The sequence below is a fragment of the uncultured Sphaerotilus sp. genome, from assembly GCF_963924895.1.
Lineage (GTDB): Bacteria > Pseudomonadota > Gammaproteobacteria > Burkholderiales > Burkholderiaceae_C > Sphaerotilus.
Window position 1 is genome coordinate 1 of the sequence record NZ_CAWURG010000048.1, and the last position, 18,515, is coordinate 18,515.

Genomic DNA, 18,515 nt, shown 5'->3' on the forward strand with positions numbered 1-18,515 from the left:
CCGCGGGACACGCGGTCTGGGTCGAAAGGCCCGAAGCCTGTGGAGCGGAGGTCAGACGCGCCAGACCCGTGAGGGGACGACGCGCAGCCGCGATGAAGCAGGAACCCGCCGAAGGCTCGGCCGCGCAAGCGGTCGCGTCCGTCGGAGTCCCCGTCCTTTGGGGCGGGGAGGATGTCAACGCCCACCTACAATCGCAGGATGCTTGAAGCCCTGCTGGAACCCCTGGGACGCGAGGCCCTCGGCCGCGTCACCCTGCTGCTCAACCACGTGCTGAGCGCCGAACCCGAAGCCACCCGCCGGCTGACCACCCAGGTCGGCCGCACCATCGGCGTGCAATGGCGCCAGTGGCCGGCGATGCTGCCGCCGCCGCCGCGCGCGGTGTGGAGCATCTCGCCGGCCGGCCTGCTCGACCTGGACGAGGACATGCTGCTCGTGCCGGTCGGTGTGGGCGACGACCAGACGCTGATGGTCACGCTCGACGGCACCGAGCTGCTGGGCTGGGTGTTCAGCGGCATGGCCGGACGCCCGCCGATGGACATCCGCGGCGACGCGGCGCTGGCCGCCGAGGTGAGCTGGCTGGCCGAGAACCTGCGCTGGGACATCGAGGATGACCTCGCCCGCGTGGTCGGTGACGGCCCGGCGCGCGTGCTGGGCAAGCTCGGCAGCGGACTGGCCCATACCCTGGGTGCGTTCGTGCAGCGCGTGCGCCGACCGGCATGAAACACTGGCCCCGGCTGGCCCTGATCGCGTGGGTCATGCTGCGCCAGGGCATGGACCAGCTGGTCCTGACGCAGATGCGCCACCCCGGCCTGCGGCTGCTGGCGCGGGTGCTGGCGATCGGGCGCAATCTGGAGGCTCCACGCGGCGAGCGGCTGCGGCTGGCCTTCGAGCGGCTCGGGCCGATCTTCGTCAAGTTCGGCCAGGTGCTGTCCACCCGGCGCGACCTGCTGCCGCCCGACATCGCCGACGAACTCGCCAAGCTGCAGGACCGCGTGCCGCCCTTCCCGAGCGCGCAGGCCCGCCAGATCATCGAGCAGTCGCTCGGCAAGCCGATCGAGGCGGTGTTCTCGCAGTTCGACGCCGATCCGGTCGCCAGCGCCTCCATCGCGCAGGTGCATTTTGGCGTGCTGCACGACGGTCGGCAGGTGGCGGTCAAGGTGCTGCGGCCGAACGTGCTGACGGTGATCGACGCCGACCTCGGCCTGCTGCGCAAGGGCGCGGAATGGCTGGAGCGGCTCTCTGCCGACGGCCGGCGCCTGCGTCCGCGCGAGGTGGTGGCTGAGTTCGACAAGTACCTGCACGACGAGCTGGACCTGGGGCGCGAGGCCGCCAATGCCGCGCAGCTGCGCCGCAACATGGGCGGGCTGGAGCTGCTGATGGTGCCGGAGATGGTCTGGGACCACATCAGCCAGAACGTGCTGGTGATGGAGCGCATGGTCGGCACGCCGATCAGCCAGGTCGAGCAGCTCCGTGCCGCCGGGGTCGACATCCCCAAGCTCGCCCGCGACGGCGTGACCATCTTCTTCACCCAGGTGTTCCGCGACGGCTTCTTCCACGCCGACATGCACCCGGGCAACATCATGGTGTCGACCGCGCCGGCCACCTTCGGGCGCTACATCGCGCTCGACTTCGGCATCGTCGGCACGCTGGACGCGCGCGACAAGGAATACCTGGCGCAGAACTTCATCGCCTTCTTCCGCCGCGACTACCGGCGCGTGGCCGAGTTGCACATCGAGTCCGGCTGGGTGCCGCCGGGCACGCGTGCGGACGAACTCGAAGGGGCGGTGCGCGCCGTCTGCGAGCCGCACTTCGACCGCCCGCTCAAGGACATCTCGCTCGGCCAGGTGCTGATGCGGCTGTTCCAGACCTCGCGCCGCTTCAACGTCGAGATCCAGCCGCAGCTCGTGCTGCTGCAGAAGACGCTGCTGAACGTCGAGGGCCTCGGCCGCCAGCTCGACCCGGAGCTGGACCTGTGGAGCACCGCCAAGCCCTTTCTGGAGCGCTGGATGAACGAGCAGATCGGCTGGCGCGCGCTGGTCAGCCAGCTCAAGCAGGAGGCGCCGCGCTACGCCCACTTCCTGCCCGAGCTGCCGCGGTTGCTGCACGAGGCGCTGGCGGCGCGCACGGCGGTGGCGTCGGGTGCAGGCGGTCCCTCTCAGGCGCTGATGGAGGCCCTGCTGGTCGAGCAGCGCCGCACCAACCGGCTGCTGCAGGCGCTGGGCTGGGCCGCGATGGGCTTCGTGCTGGGGGCGCTGGCGGTGCAGGTGCTGTCGCGCTTCGGGCCTCCTCTATAATTCCTGTTTCGAATCAAGGGTTTAGCGATGCCGATCTACGCCTATCGTTGTTCCTCCTGCGGGCACGCGAAGGACGTGTTGCAGAAGATGTCCGACGCCGTGCTCACCACCTGTCCCGCCTGCGGCGCCGAGAGCTTCACCAAGCAGGTGACGGCTGCGGGGTTCCAGCTCAAGGGTTCCGGTTGGTATCAGACCGATTTCCGTGGCGGGCCGACCGCACCGGCCACCCCTGCTGGCGCGGAGGCACCGGCTGCGCCTGCACCCGCTGCGCCTGCGGCTGCCGCCCCCCCAGCCGCCCCGGCTGCAAGCTGAACCGGACACCCCCGTGAGAAAATACATCATCGCCGGCCTGCTCGTCTGGCTCCCGCTGGCCATCACCATCTGGGTGCTGACCTGGGTGCTGGGCCTGCTGAACAGCGTGTTCCAGACCCTGCTCGACGCGGCCACCGCCGTGCTGCCGGCCAGCGCCCACACGGTGCTGGAGATGCTGTCCTCGATCCCGGGGCTCGGGGTGCTGACGCTGCTGACGATGATGATGCTCACGGGCATGTTCGTCGCCAATTTCGTCGGGCAGTGGTGGCTCAAGCAGTGGCACCGGCTGATGTCGAACATCCCGATCGTCAAGTCGATCTACAACTCGGTCAAGCAGGTTTCCGACACGCTGTTCTCCAGCAGCGGACAGGCCTTCCGCGAGGCCGTGCTGGTCGAATACCCGCGGCGCGACTGCTGGACCATCGCCTTCGTCACCGGCAAGCCGGCGGGTGAGGTGGCCGAGCGCATGGGCACGCCGGCGGACACCGAGTTCGTCAGCCTGTACGTGCCGACGACGCCGAATCCCACCTCGGGCTTCTTCCTGATGGCGCCGCGCGCGGATGTGCGGGCGCTGGAGATGAGCGTGGACGAGGCGCTCAAGTACATCATTTCCATGGGCGTGGTCGCGCCGCCGGTGCACCCCGCACCAGCCGTCGCCCTTGCCGCGGCCCCCCACTGAATCCAGCGATTCCAAAGAAAGACACCACCGCCATGCGTACCTGTTATGCAGGCCAGGTCAGCGAAGCACTGACCGGCCAGACCGTCACCCTCATGGGCTGGGCCCACCGCCGCCGCGACCATGGCGGCGTGATCTTCATCGACCTGCGTGACCGCGAAGGCCTGGTGCAGATCGTCTGCGATCCGGACCGCGCCGACATGTTCAAGGTCGCCGAAGGCGTGCGCAACGAGTTCTGCCTGAAGGTGGTCGGTCTGGTGCGTGCGCGCCCGGCCGGCACCGAGAACGCCAACCTCGTCAGCGGCAAGGTCGAACTCCTGTGCCACACCCTCGAGGTGCTGAACCCGAGCGTCACGCCCCCGTTCCAGATCGACGACGACAACCTGTCCGAGACGACCCGCCTGACGCACCGCGTGCTCGACCTGCGCCGCCCGGCGATGCAGAAGAACATGATGCTGCGCTACCGCGTGGCGATGGAAGTGCGCAAGTACCTCGACGAGCTGGGCTTCGTGGACATCGAGACGCCGATGCTCACCAAGTCCACGCCGGAAGGTGCGCGCGACTACCTGGTGCCGAGCCGCGTCAACGACGGCCATTTCTTCGCGCTGCCCCAATCGCCCCAGTTGTTCAAGCAGCTGCTGATGGTGGCCGGCTTCGACCGCTACTACCAGATCACCAAGTGCTTCCGTGACGAGGACCTGCGCGCCGACCGCCAGCCCGAATTCACGCAGATCGACATCGAGACCTCCTTCCTGACCGAAGTTGAGATCCGTTCGATGTTCGAAGGCATGATCCGCCACGTCTTCCGCAAGGCGCTGAGCGTCGAGCTGGGCGACTACCCGGTGATGGCCTACGCCGAGACGATGCACCGCTTCGGCTCCGACAAGCCCGACCTGCGCGTCAAGCTCGAATTCACCGAGCTGACCGACGTGATGGGCACGGTGGACTTCAAGGTCTTCTCCACGCCGGCCACCACCAAGGGCGGCCGGGTCGTCGCGCTGCGCGTGCCGGGCGGCAGCGCCATGAGCCGCGGCGAGATCGATGGCTACACCGAGTTCGTCAAGATCTACGGCGCCAAGGGGCTGGCCTGGATCAAGGTCAACGACGTGTCCAAGGGCCGCGAGGGTCTGCAGTCGCCGATCGTCAAGAACCTGCACGACCAGGCGATCGCCGACATCCTGGCCCGCACCGGCGCACAGGACGGCGACCTGCTGTTCTTCGGCGCCGACAAGGCCAAGGTCGTCAACGACGCCATCGGCGCGCTGCGGCTGAAGGTCGGTCACAGCGAGCTGGGCAAGAAGCTCGGCCTGTTCGAGGACCGCTGGGCGCCGCTGTGGGTGGTGGACTTCCCGATGTTCGAGCACGACGAGGACGAGAACCGCTGGAACGCGGTGCACCACCCGTTCACGGCGCCGAAGGACGGCCACGAGGACTACATGGACACGGACCCGGGCCAGTGCATTGCCAAGGCCTACGACATGGTCCTGAACGGCTGGGAACTCGGCGGCGGCTCGATCCGGATCCACCGCGCCGAAGTGCAGAGCAAGGTGTTCAGCGCGCTCAACATCAGCAAGGACGACGCGCAGCTCAAGTTCGGCTTCCTGCTGGACGCGCTGCAGTACGGCGCGCCGCCGCACGGTGGTCTGGCCTTCGGTCTGGACCGCCTGGTGACGCTGATGACCAAGGCCGAGTCGATCCGCGACGTGATCGCTTTCCCGAAGACACAGCGCGCCCAGTGCCTGCTGACCGGCGCGCCGTCGGTGGTCGAGGACAAGCAGCTGCGCGAGCTGCACATCCGGCTGCGCACCGCGCAGGCGGTGCAGCAGGGCTGATCGATTGATCTCCGGCGAAGAAAATTGAAAGGGCGCAGTCGAGAAGACTGCGCCCTTTTTTCTTGCTGGATTCTGTCGTGATCAGTTTCTCGGTTTGACTCCACCCTTGCGACCCAGACCGAAGCCGACGCGGTAGAGGTCTGGCATGTCCATGCGGCCATCCTTCTTCGACTCCAGGAGGCCGAGTCGGATGAGATCCTCCTGGATGCCATCCCAGCCGCGTTCGGCGTGTTGTGCTGGCAAGCGATCGGTGCTGACCGACTCAGGCCCTTCTGGGAACTTGTCGCGCCAGCGCTCCTGTATCACCTCGAATTCGCAAGGCACATTCAGTCCACCCAGCGGCTCTAGAAAGAGACGGACCCACGGGTAGTCCTCCGCACTCATCTCATGAACGCGGATTTCCGATGCTTTCCGAATGCCACGCTTGATACTTTCGTAATGCAAGGCTAGGACGTAGTCGTCGTACCGGTCCTGGGAGTCTTCGGTGGCCTGCCGGATGGCAGCGAGGAATGAGCGAGGGGAGGTCTGTCCCCGACTGTCCGCGAGATGTCCGACCGCCCACGTATAAGGCACACCACGCCGCTTGTCGCGGCCCATCCAAGGCCCGGCAAGTGCTTCGAACAAGGCTCGCTGCGTGGCCGATTCGCGCTTGAGCTGATCCGGCAAGTGGAACGCATCGCCGCGTTTGATCAACTCGTTGCCGACAACCTCGAAGTAGAGCCCACGCAGCGCCTGACCGTGTTCGTCGGGAGCATTGATCAATCTCTGCCACAGCATGCCGTGAAGATCATGCATGGCCCATTCCAACTCGGTGCGGGTCGCCAGCAGCTTGGACGCATCGGGGAAATCGGTGACGGTGCGTTCAGACTGATCGCTGCGCAGAAACACCTTGGCGTGGAGCCATGGATAGGACCGCAGCCACAGCACCGTGCGCAACAGACCGCGCACGATCGCGTCCATCGACCGCCAGTCATGGCTGGTGCGGTCCAGCGCATCGAACACGATCAGGCCGATGCCCGCTTTCTCGAAACTCTGTCGGGAGGACTGTATCAGTCGGGCCGCCTCCTCAGGGTGTGTCCGCATCCAGGTGATCAGATCCCCCCAGTTATTCGGTAGCGTGACGGCTGCGCGACGGCCCAGCCAGCGCAGCACGACTGCGCGCCAGATGTCGTAGGAATCGATCCCGTTGCCAAGCAGTTGCGCGAAGGTGGCAGCGTCGGGGTAATCGTCGATTCGGCCGGTCTCTGAAAATCCGATGTGCACCTCGGCACGACCCAGATCCGGCACCGAGTCGCCAAGCAGCCGCCGCAATTCTGGTGACCCCAGTGCCGCGGTCCAGAACGACTTGCCCACGCCTCTGCCGCCAATCACCAGACTCGATTCGAGTCGAAGCGCCTTGGTATGGGCTGGAGGCACGTACAGCGTGCCGGGGCGGGGTGGTTCACCGAAGTTGCTGGTTTCCAATGGTGCAGCCAGGATGGCCCGGCGCAGGGTTCTGGCATCGATCATGGCGTGGCGCTTTCCGGTTCGATCATGCGGTTCAACCCGTCCAGGAACGGCCCGAACACGGCTTGCACTTCCTGCGCATCGACGCCTTCCAGCCGGCCGTGCAGCGAGCGCAGCGCCGCAAAGCCACGGTGCCAGCGAATCAGCCAGGGCTGGTGCGGGGCCCCGCCGTCGGCCAGATCGAAGTTCCAGCGCTCACCGACGATCTCTCCGGGCGGGATCTCGTCATACAGATCGTCGGTGAACAGGTCGAAACTCAGCTCGCGCAACTCGTCCACGTAGTCGACGGTGCCCAGTTCGGGAACCATCGCCGCCACCACCTGCAGGCGCTCTCGGATGGCCCGTGCCACACCCGACTGCAGCCAGTGCTGGAACAGGATCCGGTAGCCCGACCAGGTCTGGTCGCCATTGAGCGCGAACAGCAGTACCAGCCTGGCGCCCAGCCCTGTGACGCAACTGGACGCAATCTCGTCAATGCCCGCGCGCGAGTCGATCAGGATCACATCGGGCTGCCAGCGGGCTTCCAACGCAGCGATCAACCGGGCCAGACGTTCGGTCCAGGATTCACGCTGTCCGTCACGCTGCATCTTGGGCATCCAGGCCCGACCCAGCTTCGAGACATAGGCGCCCGGATCACGGCCATGTGCCGGCACGACCCAGATTTCGCCGTCCCGGGCTAGCGTGCTGGAGGCGGTCATGTCGGCGAGGACGGTTTCGCCGTTGTCCACCAGATCTTCGACCAGCCAGTCGCAGATGCCGAAGGTCGGGCGCCGCTCGGCTGGCAGCAGTGCGGACGACAGTCCGGGTGACTCCAGATCCAGGTCGAGCACCAGTACGCGTTGGCCGGCCTGTGCGAGTGACCATGCGGCCGTGGCCAGTGCCGTCGAGCGGCCGACGCCGCCCTTGATCGAAAAGAACACGACGCGCGGCGCGCCAGTCGATTCCGGGGAGATGCGGGTCCAGTCGCTGTCGGTCGCCAGCCGGTCGATGACCCGGATCTGGTCGAAGCCTTCCAGGAGGAACGACGGGGCACGGTCAATCGCCGCCGTCAGATCAGGCTCGAACAGCACTGCACGCTCAGCGGGATGTGCATGGGCGCCCAGCTCGTGCTCCAACTGACGGCAGATCGATGCGAGCACTTCCTGTGCTGCCGGATCGTGCTCGCGAGATTCCTCGACGATCAGGCGGATGCGGCCATTCAGATCACGGTTGATCAGCAAAGGACCGACGGCGGGCAAGGCTGCGACATGCTCCAGCAATACCTTGGTCACCTGCGGCAAGGTCTGGTCGAAGGTGGTCATAACAGTCCCTCCCGTTCTGCTTTCTTGATCAGCTGGCGTACCTGCTCCGCGCCGGACCGGTGGGGCAAGACGCGGTTTTCGTCGAAATGCTTGCGGGCGGTGTAGCGCTGAGAAGCGTGCCAGTTGGCAAATGGATTTTCGGTTGGCAGTGTGTAGGCGCTGCCTTGGTGGTGGCCGCAGCGATAGGTCTCGAAACGTCCCCAGATACGTTCGGCGTGTTGCTGGTCTGAGCGCTCCGCAGGCATGTCCTTGACGTGGTCGAAACGCATTCCGAAGGCGAGCATCAGCCGTTTCAGTCCACTTTCGGCCGCCATGCCGTAGAGGTGATCTGCATTGGCAAGTCGCTGTACGTTGAACAGGAGTTCTGCGTCCTGCCAGTGTCGTTCGTGCGCGTCTTGGAAGTCAGCCTGCATGGCGCGTATTGTCGTTGGAATGGCCCGTACGTCCCATCGCGGATGGAGGGCGCCTGAGTCTTGACCACGCGCAAGGCATGCTCTCCGGTCTGTCGATACGGTGTGGGGCATGAAAATGTCCAACGGGGTCCGCTCGATGCGGCGGCCACCGTCGTGCTGGCGCTGCTGGCCCACGCGGCGATCAATCTGCACAACGACTGGGGTGACGCGCTGATCGGCTCCGATGCGCTCAACACCGACCGCATCGGGCCGTTCACGGGCGGCTCTCGCGTCGTGCAGGACGGCGTGTTCACCGCGGCGCAACTGCGCGACATGGTGCAGATGATCGGGATGGTGGTCATCGGCGGCGGGCTGGTGCTGGCCGCGCGGGCCGGACCCGGGTTGATCGGCATCGGCCTTGCGGGGCTGGCGCTGTGGCTGCCGACGACCGCGTGGTGGGCCCTGGGATCGGCGCCGCTCAGTCTGCTGGCGGCCGTGCTGCATGGCGTGCTGCTGACCGCGGCTTTTCTGCACATTGCCAGCCTGCGCTGACACGCTGCGCGGAATGTGCAGCGTTGCCGCTATGCTTTCCACATGACGTCCAGCCTACCGCCGAAGATCCCCGAATCCGTCCTCGTGGTCATCCACACGCCCGATCTGCAGGTGCTGCTGATCGAGCGCGCCGACAAGCCCGGCTTCTGGCAGAGCGTCACCGGCTCGAAGGACACACTCGAAGAGTCGCTGCACGAGACGGCCCGGCGCGAGGTCGCCGAGGAAACCGGGATCCGCGTGGGTACGGCGCAGGTGCCGGACGGGGCGCTGCGCGACTGGGCGCTGCGCAATGTCTTCGAGATCTACCCCGTCTGGCGCCACCGCTATGCCGAGGGGGTCACGCACAACACCGAGCATGTGTTTGGCCTGACCGTGCCGGCCGGCACCCCCGTGACCCTGGCTCCGCGCGAGCACCTGCAGCATGCCTGGCTGCCCTGGCGGGAAGCGGCCGACCGCTGTTTTTCGCCGAGCAATGCCGAGGCGATCCTGCATCTGCCGCAGCAGCTCGCGCTGTCCGGATCGGTCACCCGATGACCCCGACCTTGCCGATGACCCTGCCGGGCGGGCTGGACAGCCCGCGTCTGCGCGTGGCGACCTACAACATCCACAAGGGCGTGCGCGGCGTCGGTCCGCGCAAGCGGCTGGAGATCCACAACCTCGGGCTGGGCATCGAGGCGCTGGATGCGGACCTCGTGTTCCTGCAGGAGGTGCGCCTGTTCCACCACGGGGACGCGCGGCACTTCGACCGCACTTGGTTCGGCTGGCCCGAGCAGGGGCAGGCGGATTTTCTGGCCCCGGAAGGCTACAGCTCGGCCTACCGGACCAACGCCGTCACCCGCGACGGCGAGCATGGCAACGCGCTGCTGTCGCGCTGGCCGTTGGGCGATGTGGAGCACCACGACGTCTCGGACCACCGCTTCGAGCAGCGCGGGCTGCTGCACGTCAAGGTGTGCTGGCGGGGGGTGGACATCCACGCCATCGTCGCGCATTTCGGCCTGATGCACGCCAGCCGGGTGCGCCAGGCGCAGCGGCTGGGCGCCTACCTCCGCAGCGAGGTGCCGGCCGGTGCGCCGGTGGTGGTCGCGGGCGATTTCAACGACTGGGGCGAGCGGCTGGATCCGATGTTCCAGCTCGCCGGGCTGGTGCGTACCCATCCGCCGCATGGCCGCACGCCGCGGACCTTCCCGTCGCGCATGCCGATGCTGTCGCTCGACCGGGTCTACACCCGCGGCCTGCATTGCATGGGCATGAGCGTGCCGCAGGGGCCGGCGTGGTCGCGCATGTCCGACCACCTGCCGCTGCTGGTGGAGCTGGAGCTGACGTGAGACCCGGCGACCCCGTACCCATCGATCCGGTCAGCATGTTCGATCCAGGCCAGGACAACGAACCGATGTCCTGGTACCTGGTGCCGCGGCCGGTGTTCCGCGGCGGCAACGACGTGGAACTGCTGCGCGGCGGCGAAGCGCTGTTCCCGGCCATGATCAGCGCGATCCGCAATGCCCGCCACGAGGTCTGGCTGGCGACCTACATCTTCCACGACGACGCGGCCGCGATGGCGGTGGCGGTGGCGCTGGAGCGCGCGGCGCGGCGCGGGGTGCGGGTCCGGGTGGTGATCGACGGCTTTGGCGCCCACGACGATCTGGCGGTAGTCGAGCCGCGCCTGCGTGCCGCGGGCATCGCGGTGACGGTGTTCCGCCCGCTGGAGCGCTGGACCCACTGGCTGCAGCCGGGGCAGCTGCGGCGGCTGCACATGAAGCTGTGCGTGGTGGACGGCGAGGTCGGGTTTGTCGGGGGGATCAACGTCATCGACGACCACATCGACCTGACCCACGGCCCCACCGAGCTGCCGCGGCTGGACTTCGCGGTGCGTGCCGCGGGTCCGGTGGTGCGGCCGATGGAGCAGGCGGTGCGGGCGATGTGGTCGCGTTCCTGGTTCGGCCACGACTGGCAGCAGGAGATGCGCATGCTGATCCACACCGAGCGACCGGTGCAGCGCCTGCGTGGCCTCATGCGGCAGATGCGCCTGACCCGGCGGGGCCACCGTGTTGCGCGGCTGGACGAGGCCCTGCCGCCGGTGCAGGCCGCCTTCGTGGTGCGCGACAACCTGCGCCAGCGCCGCACCATCGAGCGCGCCTACATCGACGCCATCTACTCGGCGCAGCAGCGCATCTGGCTGATCTGTCCGTATTTCTACCCCGGGCAGGAGTTTCGCCGCGCGCTGTGCAAGGCGGCGCAGCGGGGCGTGCAGGTGCGCCTGCTGATGCAGGGCAAGCCAGATTTCCGCATCGCCGCGATGGCGGCGCGCGTGCTGTATGACGAGCTGATGCGCCACGGCATCGAGATCTACGAATACACGCCCGCCTTCCTGCACGCCAAGGTGATGCTGGTCGACGACCACTGGGCCACGGTGGGCAGCTCCAACATCGACCCGATCTCGCTGCTGCTCAACCTGGAGGCGAACATGGTCGTGCGCGACGCAACCTTCGCGCAGGATCTGGCAGTGGAGATCGGCCGCGCGCTGGCGCAGTCCGAGGCCATCACCCCGCAGCGCGTCAAGTCCCAGGGTTGGGCCGGGATGGCTCCGCGGGTGCTGGTCGAGTGGGTGGCGTATGTGTACCTGCGTGTGGCAGGTGTGACGGGCCGCTATTGACCGACCGCGGGCGCAGCCGCTCCCGCAGCGGCTGCTCGAACCACCGGAACGAGGCCCAGGCCAGGGCCACGAGCACCGTGATGGCTGCGAGAACCCCCAGAGCCTCCGGGCCGCCCAGCCGGACGACGGCATTGCGGATCGGGTGCACGATGAAGGGGTGGTAGAGGTACATGCCGTAGGAGATCTGGCCGATCAGCACCAGCACGGGCGTGTTGAGCAGGGCGGCGCCAAGGCCGCGCCCCGCCGCCTTGATCAGCACCAGCGGCAGCAGCGTGCACAGCATCACCGTCTCCAGCGCGAAGCCATATAGCTGCTGGTTCGCCGGGCTGCTCTGGTCGCGCAGCAGGGAGGTCGACAGCAGCAGCCCCACCATCAGGGCCGGCAGCGGCCAGGGCTGGCGGGCGAGCTGCTCGAAGTACTGCCGCCAGCGCGGTGTCTTCAGCAGCGCGGCGAGCAGGCAGCCGGCGGCGAGCTGGTCCATGCGGGTTTCCAGCGCCCGGTAGAGGTACACCTCGCCGACCCCGAAGCCGAAGATCAGCAGCGCCTTGTAGAGCCAGAGCAGCGGAATCGCGACCATCAGCACCACGCGGGGCGAGTGGCCGCGCTGCAGCAGGGCGACCAGCAGGAAGGGCCAGATGAGGTAGAACTGCTCCTCCACCGCGAGCGACCAGCAGTGCGAGAGGTAGTGCGATTCGGCCCCCGTGAAGGCCTGGTAGTAGTTGGTGCCATAGAACACGGTGGACACCACCGCACCCCACGGGATCGGCTGGTGCCGCAGCGCCAGCAAGCCCATGCCGACGAGCAGGTAGGCCAGGGAGGCTGGCAGCAGCCGCGCGAGGCGGCGCTGGTAGAAGGGGCCCAGCGCGATGCGGCCATGGCGCTCGTGCTCGCCAAGCAGCAGCCAGGTGATCAGGAAGCCGCTGAGGATGAAGAACAGCTCCACCCCCAGCGAGCCGTCGAAGACCACGACTGGCCCGAACTGGTCCACACCCAGGTGGTTGATGATGACCACCAGCACGGCGAAGGCGCGCAGCACGTCCAGTCCGGCCAGGCGTGGCTGCTGCAGTGCGTTGAGGAGAACGGATGGTCGCGGGGGCGCAGGCAACGCTTCGCGGACCTGTGCGCCGCGTGGCGGCTGGTCGATGTCGGACTTCATGGCCCTCCCTGAGGCAACGTGTGCGTAGTCAAGCAATTTTTTGATTGCCTTGAGTCTCGCTGAAGAAGCCGGGGATTTCTGGGTTTTCTGGGGTGCTTGTCACGGGACCGCGTCAGTCCTGTGACCAGGGCAGGTCGAACGGCCCCAGGCGTTCGTGGATCAGCGCGTATTCCGTGGGCAGCCCCGTGTCCGGCCGGTGGGTGCCGTCCGCACGCCGACCCAGCGACCGCATCACCGGGCGTCCTGCAGGACGCGGATGCGTTCCTCGATCGGCGGGTGGCTGGAGAACAGCGCCATCAGCCCGCTCGGGCGGCCCGAGATGCCCATCGCGGCCATCGTCTTGGGCAACTCGCCCGGTTCCAGTCCGCCCAGGCGGGCCAGCGCGTGCATCATCGGGCGGCGGTCGCCCATCAGCTGTGCGGCACCCGCGTCGGCGCGGAACTCGCGCTGGCGCGAGAACCAGGCGACGATCATCGAGGCGACCACACCCAGCAGCAGGTCCATCACCACGGTCGTGGCCATGTAGCCGAGGCCGGGCGCGTCCTTGTCGTTCTTCAGGATCACCCGGTCGACGACGTAGCCGACCACCCGCGAGATGAAGACCACGAAGGTGTTCAGCACGCCCTGGATGAGCGTCATCGTCACCATGTCGCCATTGGCGACGTGGGCGATCTCGTGGCCGACGACCGCTTCGACCTCCTCGCGGGTCATGCTGCTGAGCAGGCCGGTGGACACCGCCACCAGCGCCGAGTTCTTGAACGCGCCGGTCGCGAAGGCGTTGGGCTCGCCGTCGTAGACCGCCACCTCGGGCATGTCGATGCCGGCCTTCTCGGCGAAGCGGGCGACGGTGCCCTCCAGCCAGCGGTGCATCGGGTCGGTCGAGCCGTTGATGACCTGCGCGCCGGTGCTCCACTTGGCCATGGGCTTGCTCATCAGCAGCGAGATGATCGCCCCGGTGAAGCCCATGAACAGCGAGAACAGCAGCAGCGTGCCGAGGTTCAGGCCCTGCGCATCGAGGTAGCGGTTGATGCCGAGCACGCTGGAGGCGATGCCCAGCACCAGCATCACGGCCAGGTTGGTGGCGAGGAACAGGAAAATGCGTTTCATGGCGCGGATCCTTGGTGACCGTCGGATGTGACGGAGTAAACGCGTATCTGAGGGGCTTTCACCAAGGGTTCAAGGGGAGGCCCCTCAGCCGACCAGGCGCCAGTTCAGCGTCTCTGAGCCGCCAAGCGGCTTGAGTTCGGCGTCGCCGTAGGGCAGCGACTCCGGGAGCGTCCACGGTTCGCGGCGCAGCGTGATGGTGCTGGCGTTGCGTGGCAGGCCGTAGAAGTCCGGGCCGTGCTGGCTGGCGAAGCCTTCGAGCCGGTCGAGGCGGCCGGCGCGCTCGAAGGCTTCGGCGTACAGCTCGATCGCCGACAGCGCCGTGTAGCAGCCGGCGCAGGCGGCGGCGTGTTCCTTCAGGTGGGCGGCGTGGGGCGCGCTGTCGGTGCCGAGGAAGAACTTCGCGCTGCCCGAGGTGGCCGAGGCGACCAGCGCGCGGCGGTGTTCCTCGCGCTTGAGCACGGGCAGGCAGTAGTAATGGGGCCGCAGTCCGCCGGTGAAGAGGGCGTTGCGGTTGTAGAGCAGGTGGTGCGCGGTGATGGTCGCAGCGGTGTGCGGACCGGCTTCGGCGACGTACTGGGCCGCGTCGCGGGTGGTGATGTGCTCGAACACCACCTTCAGCTCGGGGAAGGCATCGCGCAGCGGCTCCATCACCTGGTCGATGAAGCGGGCTTCGCGGTCGAACACGTCCACGGCCGGATCGGTGACCTCACCATGCACCAGCAGCAGCAGGCCTTCGCGCTGCATCATCTCCAGCGTCGCGTGGGTCTTGCGGATGTCGGTCACACCGGCGTCGCTGTTGGTCGTGGCGCCGGCCGGGTAGAGCTTGAGCGCGACCACGCCGGCGTCCCGGGCGCGGCGGATCTCGTCGGGCGGGGTGTTGTCGGTCAGGTACAGCGTCATCAGCGGCGTGAAGTCGACGCCTTCGGGGACACAAGCCTGGATCCGCGCGCGGTAGGCCACGGCCTGCTCGGCGGTGGTCACGGGCGGACGCAGGTTCGGCATGATGATCGCGCGGCCGAACTGGCGTGCGGTGTGCGGCACGACCGCCGCCATCGCGGCGCCGTCGCGCACGTGCAAATGCCAGTCGTCGGGGCGGGTGAGGCGGAGGGTGGGTGCGGTGGCGATCGTCATAAGCCGCGATTCTCGCCCAGCTTGGTGACGCGCAGAAATTCCCACAGCGCCTGCGCCGCCGGCTTGTTGTGACGCGACACCTCGGGCCGCTCCCGGTACAGGCGTACCTCGATCGTCACCTCGAAAGCCGCACCCGACTGGCGTGGACCGGCCGGGACCAGCCGGCGGGCGCTGACCTCCTTGCGCACCGAGCTGGCGGGCAGGAAGGCGAGGCCGTGGCCTTCCAGTGCCATCGCCTTGAGCCCCTCGGCCATGTCGGTCTCGTAGATCGGGTCGAGGTAGATCGCCTCGCTCGACTGCTTGAGCAGCAGATCGACCATGCGACCCAGGTAGGCGCCGGTGGCGTAGCCGAGGTAGGGCACCTTGTCGTGCGGCCGGCCGGGCAGGCGGAACAGCGGGTCGCCCTCGGCATTGGCCCGCGCGTAGGGCGCCAGGGTCTCGGTGCCGAGGCTGATCATCTCGTAGCGCTCGGGGTTGAGTTGTAGCGGCTGCGAGGCGTGGTGGTAAGCCAGCAGCAGGTCGCAGGAACCCTCGGTGAGCTGCATCACGGCGTCGTGCACGTTCATGCCGACCAGCCGGCTCTTGAACGCCCCGAAGCGCTGGCGCAGCTCCATCACCCAATGCGGGAAGAAGGTGAAGGCCAGCGAGTGCGGCACGGCGAACTCGATCATGTCCTGGCTCGACGTCTGGTGGCCGCGCATCAGGTTGCGCGCGGCCTGCAGGTTACCCAGGATTTCCAGCGCCTGCGGCAGCAGCGTCTGGCCGGCGGAGGTCAGGCGGGTGGGGTAGGACGAGCGGTCGACGAGGTCGATCCCGGCCCAGGCTTCGAGCGCCTGGATGCGGCGCGAAAACGCCGGCTGCGTCACATGCCGCAGCTGGGCCGAGCGCGAGAAGCTGCGCGTCTCGGCCAGGCTGACGAAGTCTTCAAGCCATTTGGTTTCCACGGAACCCAGTGTAGCGAGTCGGCCCTGCCCGCCGCATCAGGGGCTGCCACCAGTTATTTCTACACCGCATTCACGGGTTTATGCACAGGATTGTTATGGCTTCCGCTGGTAATCCTCGGTAGCATCCGCGCTTCAAGTTCCCTATATGAAAAAAAGTGACGAGCCGCCGTGCTTCCGTCTAGGTGACAGTGCCCCATTTCACAGGCAGCTCAAACGTGAATGAAAGTGTGCCGCCATGACGTCCCTGTCTTCTCTCCGCCCCATGTCTTCCGTTCTGAACCTGCGTCCGCTGGTCTCGCCAGCCAGCGATCAGGCTTCGACTTTCGGGGATCAGCCGTCGACCTTCAGTGATCCCAGCCGGCCAACCATCGGTGCACCGATCCTGCTGATGCGGCACCCGCAGACCGGCGAAACCGTCGAGGTCCCCATCGGGTACTCGTGGCCGGTGCTGCTGTTCGGGCCGGTGGTGCTGGCTCGGCGCCGTGACTGGCGGCTGGCACTGGTGTGCCTGCTGCTGCCGCTCGTCGGCCAGGTGTTTCTGGCCCGGACGGCGAATCGCGCCTACCTGAACCAGCTGCTGCGCCGCGGCTTCCGCGCGGTCAGCACCGAGCGCGGCCGCGTCAGCCAGATCGAGTGGCAACTGGGCATGCAGCTGCCGCGTTACACCGGTCGTAGCAGCAGGTCCGCCGGCTGATCCGCGGTCGGGCGCCCGCTCTGCTGCAGGCGCCACATCCGCGCATACACGCCGTCGTGCGCCAGCAGCTCGGCGTGGCTGCCCTGTTCGGCGATGCGGCCGTGCTGCAGCACGACGATGCGGTAGGCATCGACCACGGTGCTCAGCCGGTGTGCGATGACCAGCGCCGTCTTGCCCTTCGCCGCGCTCGCCAGCTCCGTCTGGATCGCCCGCTCGTTGGCCGAGTCCAGCGCCGAGGTCGCTTCGTCGAAGATCAGGATCGGCGGGTTCTTCAGCAGCGTGCGGGCGATGGCCACGCGCTGCTTCTCCCCGCCTGAGAGCTTCAACCCCCGCTCGCCGACCATGGTGCCGTAGCCCTTGGGCTGGGCGGCGATGAAGTCGTGGATGTGCGCGGCGCGGGCGGCGGCCTCGATCTGCTCCTGCGTGGCGCCTGGCCGGCCGTAGCCGATGTTGTAGCCGATGGTGTCGTTGAAGAGCACGGTGTCCTGCGGCACGATGCCGATGGCACGGCGCACGCTGTCCTGCGTCACGTCGCGCAAGTCCTGGCCGTCGATGGTGATGCGGCCGCCGCCGTGGCCGGCGGTCGTCTCGTCCACGTCGTAGAAGCGGTAGAGCAACCGCGCCAGCGTGCTCTTGCCCGAGCCGGACGGCCCGACCACCGCGACCGTCTGCCCGCCCGGGATCTCGAAGCTCACGTCGTGCAGGATCGGCCGGTCCGCGTGGTAGGCGAAGTTCACCGCTTCGAAGCGCACGGTGGCTTGCTCGATCGCCAGCGGCTGCGCGCCGGGCCGGTCGGCGATCTCGCGCTCGCGCTCCATGAGGCGGAACATCTTGTCCAGGTCGGTCAGGCTCTGCTTGATCTCGCGGTAGAGCACGCCCAGGAAGTTCAGCGGGATGTAGAGCTGGATCAGCAGCGCGTTCACCATCACCAGATCGCCCAGCGTCAGCCGGTGCTCGACCACGCCGGCGGTGGCGCGCCAGAGCATTGCCACCAGGCTCGCCGCAATGACGAACTGCTGGCCAGCGTTGAGCAGCGACAGCGTGCTCTGCGACTTGATCTGCGCGCGGCGGTAGGCGTCCAGGCCCTCGTCGTAGCGGCGGGCCTCGAAGTCCTCATTGTTGAAGTACTTGACGGTCTCGTAGTTGAGCAGCGCGTCGATGGCGCGGCTGTGCGCCTTCGAGTCCAGCTCGTTCATCTCGCGGCGGAACTGGGTGCGCCACTCGGTGAGGCTGATCGTCAGCGTCCCATAGGCGACCAGCGCGGCCAGCGTGATCCACACGAAGCCCATGTCGAACTGGCTGCCGAGCAGCGTCAGCACCAGCGCCAGCTCGACCAGCGTCGGCACGATGGTGTAGAGCGAGTAGCTCACCAGCGACTGCAGCGCGCGCGTGCCGCGCTCGATGTCGCGCGTCATGCCGCCAGTCTGGCGGTCGAGGTGGAAGCGCAGGCTGAGCGCGTGCAGGTGGCGGAAGGTTTCCAGCGCGATGCGCCGCGCCGCGCCGTGGGTGGCCTTGGCGAAGACGAGTTCGCGCAGCTCGGTGAAGACCGTGGTCGACAGCCGCAGCCCCGCGTACGCCAGCAGCAGCCCCAGCGGCACGACCACCAGCGCCCGCGGATCGCCGATCGGGATCGACAGGCTGTCCACCAGCTGCTTCAGCAGCAGCGGCACGCCCACGTTCGCCGCCTTGGCCGCGACGACGAACACCAGCGCCAGCACCATGCGCACGCGGTATTCCCACAGATAGGGACCGAGGCGTTTCAGCGTGGTCCAGTCGCTGCGGGGCGTGCCGGCGGGGTCGACCGGGGCGGGTTCATTCGAAGCGAAGCGGCGCATGGGTGGGGTTTGGTGAAAGACAAATCACAATCGGCACATGCAAACGAGGTGCCCACCATGAGTGTGAACGAAGCGAACGTCCCGCGTTTTTCCAGCCCGCCGCCGATCCACGGCGGCGAGCCTGGCTCGCACC

At 67.5% G+C, this 18,515-nt stretch carries 18 protein-coding genes; 10 read left to right on the top strand and 8 right to left on the bottom strand.

Annotated elements, in window-relative coordinates:
• Positions 1–198: 198 nt before the first annotated feature.
• Genes AABN02_RS17510 through aspS form a run of 5 tightly spaced genes read left to right on the top strand, consistent with a single transcriptional unit; the run spans position 199 to position 5,114 of the window.
• On the top strand, positions 199–720 hold the full coding sequence (locus AABN02_RS17510) for a hypothetical protein (RefSeq protein WP_338416195.1): 522 nt from the start codon (positions 199–201) through the stop codon (positions 718–720).
• The gene (ubiB, locus tag AABN02_RS17515; protein WP_338416196.1) at positions 717–2,294 is read left to right on the top strand and encodes a ubiquinone biosynthesis regulatory protein kinase UbiB; all 1,578 of its coding nucleotides are present in this window, start codon (positions 717–719) and stop codon (positions 2,292–2,294) included. The genes AABN02_RS17510 and ubiB overlap by 4 nt, the downstream gene beginning before the upstream one ends.
• A gap of 27 nt (positions 2,295–2,321) precedes the next feature.
• The gene (locus tag AABN02_RS17520; protein ID WP_338416197.1) at positions 2,322–2,606 is read left to right on the top strand and encodes an FmdB family zinc ribbon protein; all 285 of its coding nucleotides are present in this window, start codon (positions 2,322–2,324) and stop codon (positions 2,604–2,606) included.
• A gap of 13 nt (positions 2,607–2,619) precedes the next feature.
• Positions 2,620–3,285, top strand: coding sequence for a DUF502 domain-containing protein (locus AABN02_RS17525; protein WP_338416198.1), 666 nt, complete (start codon positions 2,620–2,622; stop codon positions 3,283–3,285).
• A 32-nt stretch (positions 3,286–3,317) separates the two neighbouring features.
• Positions 3,318–5,114, top strand: a complete 1,797-nt coding sequence (gene aspS, locus AABN02_RS17530; protein WP_338416199.1) for an aspartate--tRNA ligase — start codon at positions 3,318–3,320, stop codon at positions 5,112–5,114.
• Between the two features lie 81 nt (positions 5,115–5,195).
• Here aspS and AABN02_RS17535 read toward each other — a convergent pair whose 3' ends face one another.
• The 3 genes from AABN02_RS17535 to AABN02_RS17545 are packed head-to-tail and all read right to left on the bottom strand — an operon-like array spanning position 5,196 to position 8,334.
• Positions 5,196–6,623: a hypothetical protein gene (locus tag AABN02_RS17535; protein ID WP_338416200.1), complete on the bottom strand. Its 1,428-nt coding sequence runs from the start codon at positions 6,621–6,623 to the stop codon at positions 5,196–5,198.
• Positions 6,620–7,921, bottom strand: coding sequence for a ParA family protein (locus AABN02_RS17540; protein ID WP_338416201.1), 1,302 nt, complete (start codon positions 7,919–7,921; stop codon positions 6,620–6,622). Before AABN02_RS17540 ends, AABN02_RS17535 begins: the two co-directional genes overlap by 4 nt.
• Positions 7,918–8,334: a hypothetical protein gene (locus AABN02_RS17545; protein ID WP_338416202.1), complete on the bottom strand. Its 417-nt coding sequence runs from the start codon at positions 8,332–8,334 to the stop codon at positions 7,918–7,920. The genes AABN02_RS17540 and AABN02_RS17545 overlap by 4 nt, the downstream gene beginning before the upstream one ends.
• 102 nt (positions 8,335–8,436) lie before the next feature.
• Here AABN02_RS17545 and AABN02_RS17550 point away from each other — a divergent pair, with 102 nt between their 5' ends.
• Genes AABN02_RS17550 through clsB form a run of 4 tightly spaced genes read left to right on the top strand, consistent with a single transcriptional unit; the run spans position 8,437 to position 11,515 of the window.
• Positions 8,437–8,865, top strand: a complete 429-nt coding sequence (locus AABN02_RS17550) for a hypothetical protein (RefSeq protein ID WP_338416203.1) — start codon at positions 8,437–8,439, stop codon at positions 8,863–8,865.
• A 42-nt stretch (positions 8,866–8,907) separates the two neighbouring features.
• A complete protein-coding gene (nudB, locus tag AABN02_RS17555) occupies positions 8,908–9,399 on the top strand; it encodes a dihydroneopterin triphosphate diphosphatase (protein WP_338416204.1) in 492 nt (163 codons plus the stop codon).
• Entirely contained in the window at positions 9,396–10,190 is a 795-nt protein-coding gene (locus AABN02_RS17560; RefSeq protein WP_338416205.1) for an endonuclease/exonuclease/phosphatase family protein, read from the top strand. The genes nudB and AABN02_RS17560 overlap by 4 nt, the downstream gene beginning before the upstream one ends.
• A gap of 35 nt (positions 10,191–10,225) precedes the next feature.
• Entirely contained in the window at positions 10,226–11,515 is a 1,290-nt protein-coding gene (gene clsB, locus AABN02_RS17565) for a cardiolipin synthase ClsB (protein WP_338416206.1), read from the top strand.
• On the opposite strand, the gene AABN02_RS17570 is transcribed toward clsB, so the two are convergent.
• From AABN02_RS17570 to AABN02_RS17585, 4 genes are all read right to left on the bottom strand, one after another.
• Positions 11,418–12,671: an acyltransferase gene (locus tag AABN02_RS17570; RefSeq protein ID WP_338416207.1), complete on the bottom strand. Its 1,254-nt coding sequence runs from the start codon at positions 12,669–12,671 to the stop codon at positions 11,418–11,420. The two genes, clsB and AABN02_RS17570, sit on opposite strands and share 98 nt — an antisense overlap.
• Positions 12,672–12,902: 231 nt before the next feature.
• Positions 12,903–13,778 (bottom strand): protease HtpX, encoded by an 876-nt coding sequence (gene htpX, locus AABN02_RS17575; RefSeq protein WP_338416208.1) that lies wholly within the window; start codon positions 13,776–13,778, stop codon positions 12,903–12,905.
• Positions 13,779–13,862: 84 nt separating this feature from the next.
• The gene (pyrC, locus tag AABN02_RS17580) at positions 13,863–14,909 is read right to left on the bottom strand and encodes a dihydroorotase (RefSeq protein ID WP_338416209.1); all 1,047 of its coding nucleotides are present in this window, start codon (positions 14,907–14,909) and stop codon (positions 13,863–13,865) included.
• Complete coding sequence (locus AABN02_RS17585) at positions 14,906–15,853, bottom strand: LysR substrate-binding domain-containing protein (protein ID WP_338416210.1); 948 nt, start codon at positions 15,851–15,853, stop codon at positions 14,906–14,908. The genes pyrC and AABN02_RS17585 overlap by 4 nt, the downstream gene beginning before the upstream one ends.
• A 262-nt stretch (positions 15,854–16,115) precedes the next feature.
• Between AABN02_RS17585 and AABN02_RS17590 the strand changes: the two genes are divergently transcribed.
• The gene (locus AABN02_RS17590; RefSeq protein ID WP_338416211.1) at positions 16,116–16,547 is read left to right on the top strand and encodes a hypothetical protein; all 432 of its coding nucleotides are present in this window, start codon (positions 16,116–16,118) and stop codon (positions 16,545–16,547) included.
• On the opposite strand, the gene AABN02_RS17595 is transcribed toward AABN02_RS17590, so the two are convergent.
• The gene (locus tag AABN02_RS17595; protein WP_338416212.1) at positions 16,514–18,382 is read right to left on the bottom strand and encodes an ABC transporter ATP-binding protein/permease; all 1,869 of its coding nucleotides are present in this window, start codon (positions 18,380–18,382) and stop codon (positions 16,514–16,516) included. The genes AABN02_RS17590 and AABN02_RS17595 overlap by 34 nt on opposite strands.
• Positions 18,383–18,515 lie beyond the last annotated feature (133 nt).

What these genes read in the sequence shown, in the direction of transcription:
- AABN02_RS17545 (WP_338416202.1), bottom strand. Translation starts at nt 8,334, where the DNA reads ATGCAGGCTGACTTCCAAGACGCGCACGAACGACACTGGCAGGACGCA.
- clsB (WP_338416206.1), top strand. Translation starts at nt 10,226, where the DNA reads ATGTTCGATCCAGGCCAGGACAACGAACCGATGTCCTGGTACCTGGTG.
- AABN02_RS17540 (WP_338416201.1), bottom strand. Translation starts at nt 7,921, where the DNA reads ATGACCACCTTCGACCAGACCTTGCCGCAGGTGACCAAGGTATTGCTG.
- AABN02_RS17560 (WP_338416205.1), top strand. Translation starts at nt 9,396, where the DNA reads ATGACCCCGACCTTGCCGATGACCCTGCCGGGCGGGCTGGACAGCCCG.
- aspS (WP_338416199.1), top strand. Translation starts at nt 3,318, where the DNA reads ATGCGTACCTGTTATGCAGGCCAGGTCAGCGAAGCACTGACCGGCCAG.
- nudB (WP_338416204.1), top strand. Translation starts at nt 8,908, where the DNA reads ATGACGTCCAGCCTACCGCCGAAGATCCCCGAATCCGTCCTCGTGGTC.
- AABN02_RS17595 (WP_338416212.1), bottom strand. Translation starts at nt 18,382, where the DNA reads ATGCGCCGCTTCGCTTCGAATGAACCCGCCCCGGTCGACCCCGCCGGC.
- pyrC (WP_338416209.1), bottom strand. Translation starts at nt 14,909, where the DNA reads ATGACGATCGCCACCGCACCCACCCTCCGCCTCACCCGCCCCGACGAC.
- AABN02_RS17570 (WP_338416207.1), bottom strand. Translation starts at nt 12,671, where the DNA reads ATGAAGTCCGACATCGACCAGCCGCCACGCGGCGCACAGGTCCGCGAA.
- AABN02_RS17590 (WP_338416211.1), top strand. Translation starts at nt 16,116, where the DNA reads ATGTCTTCCGTTCTGAACCTGCGTCCGCTGGTCTCGCCAGCCAGCGAT.
- ubiB (WP_338416196.1), top strand. Translation starts at nt 717, where the DNA reads ATGAAACACTGGCCCCGGCTGGCCCTGATCGCGTGGGTCATGCTGCGC.
- AABN02_RS17520 (WP_338416197.1), top strand. Translation starts at nt 2,322, where the DNA reads ATGCCGATCTACGCCTATCGTTGTTCCTCCTGCGGGCACGCGAAGGAC.
- AABN02_RS17535 (WP_338416200.1), bottom strand. Translation starts at nt 6,623, where the DNA reads ATGATCGATGCCAGAACCCTGCGCCGGGCCATCCTGGCTGCACCATTG.
- AABN02_RS17510 (WP_338416195.1), top strand. Translation starts at nt 199, where the DNA reads ATGCTTGAAGCCCTGCTGGAACCCCTGGGACGCGAGGCCCTCGGCCGC.
- htpX (WP_338416208.1), bottom strand. Translation starts at nt 13,778, where the DNA reads ATGAAACGCATTTTCCTGTTCCTCGCCACCAACCTGGCCGTGATGCTG.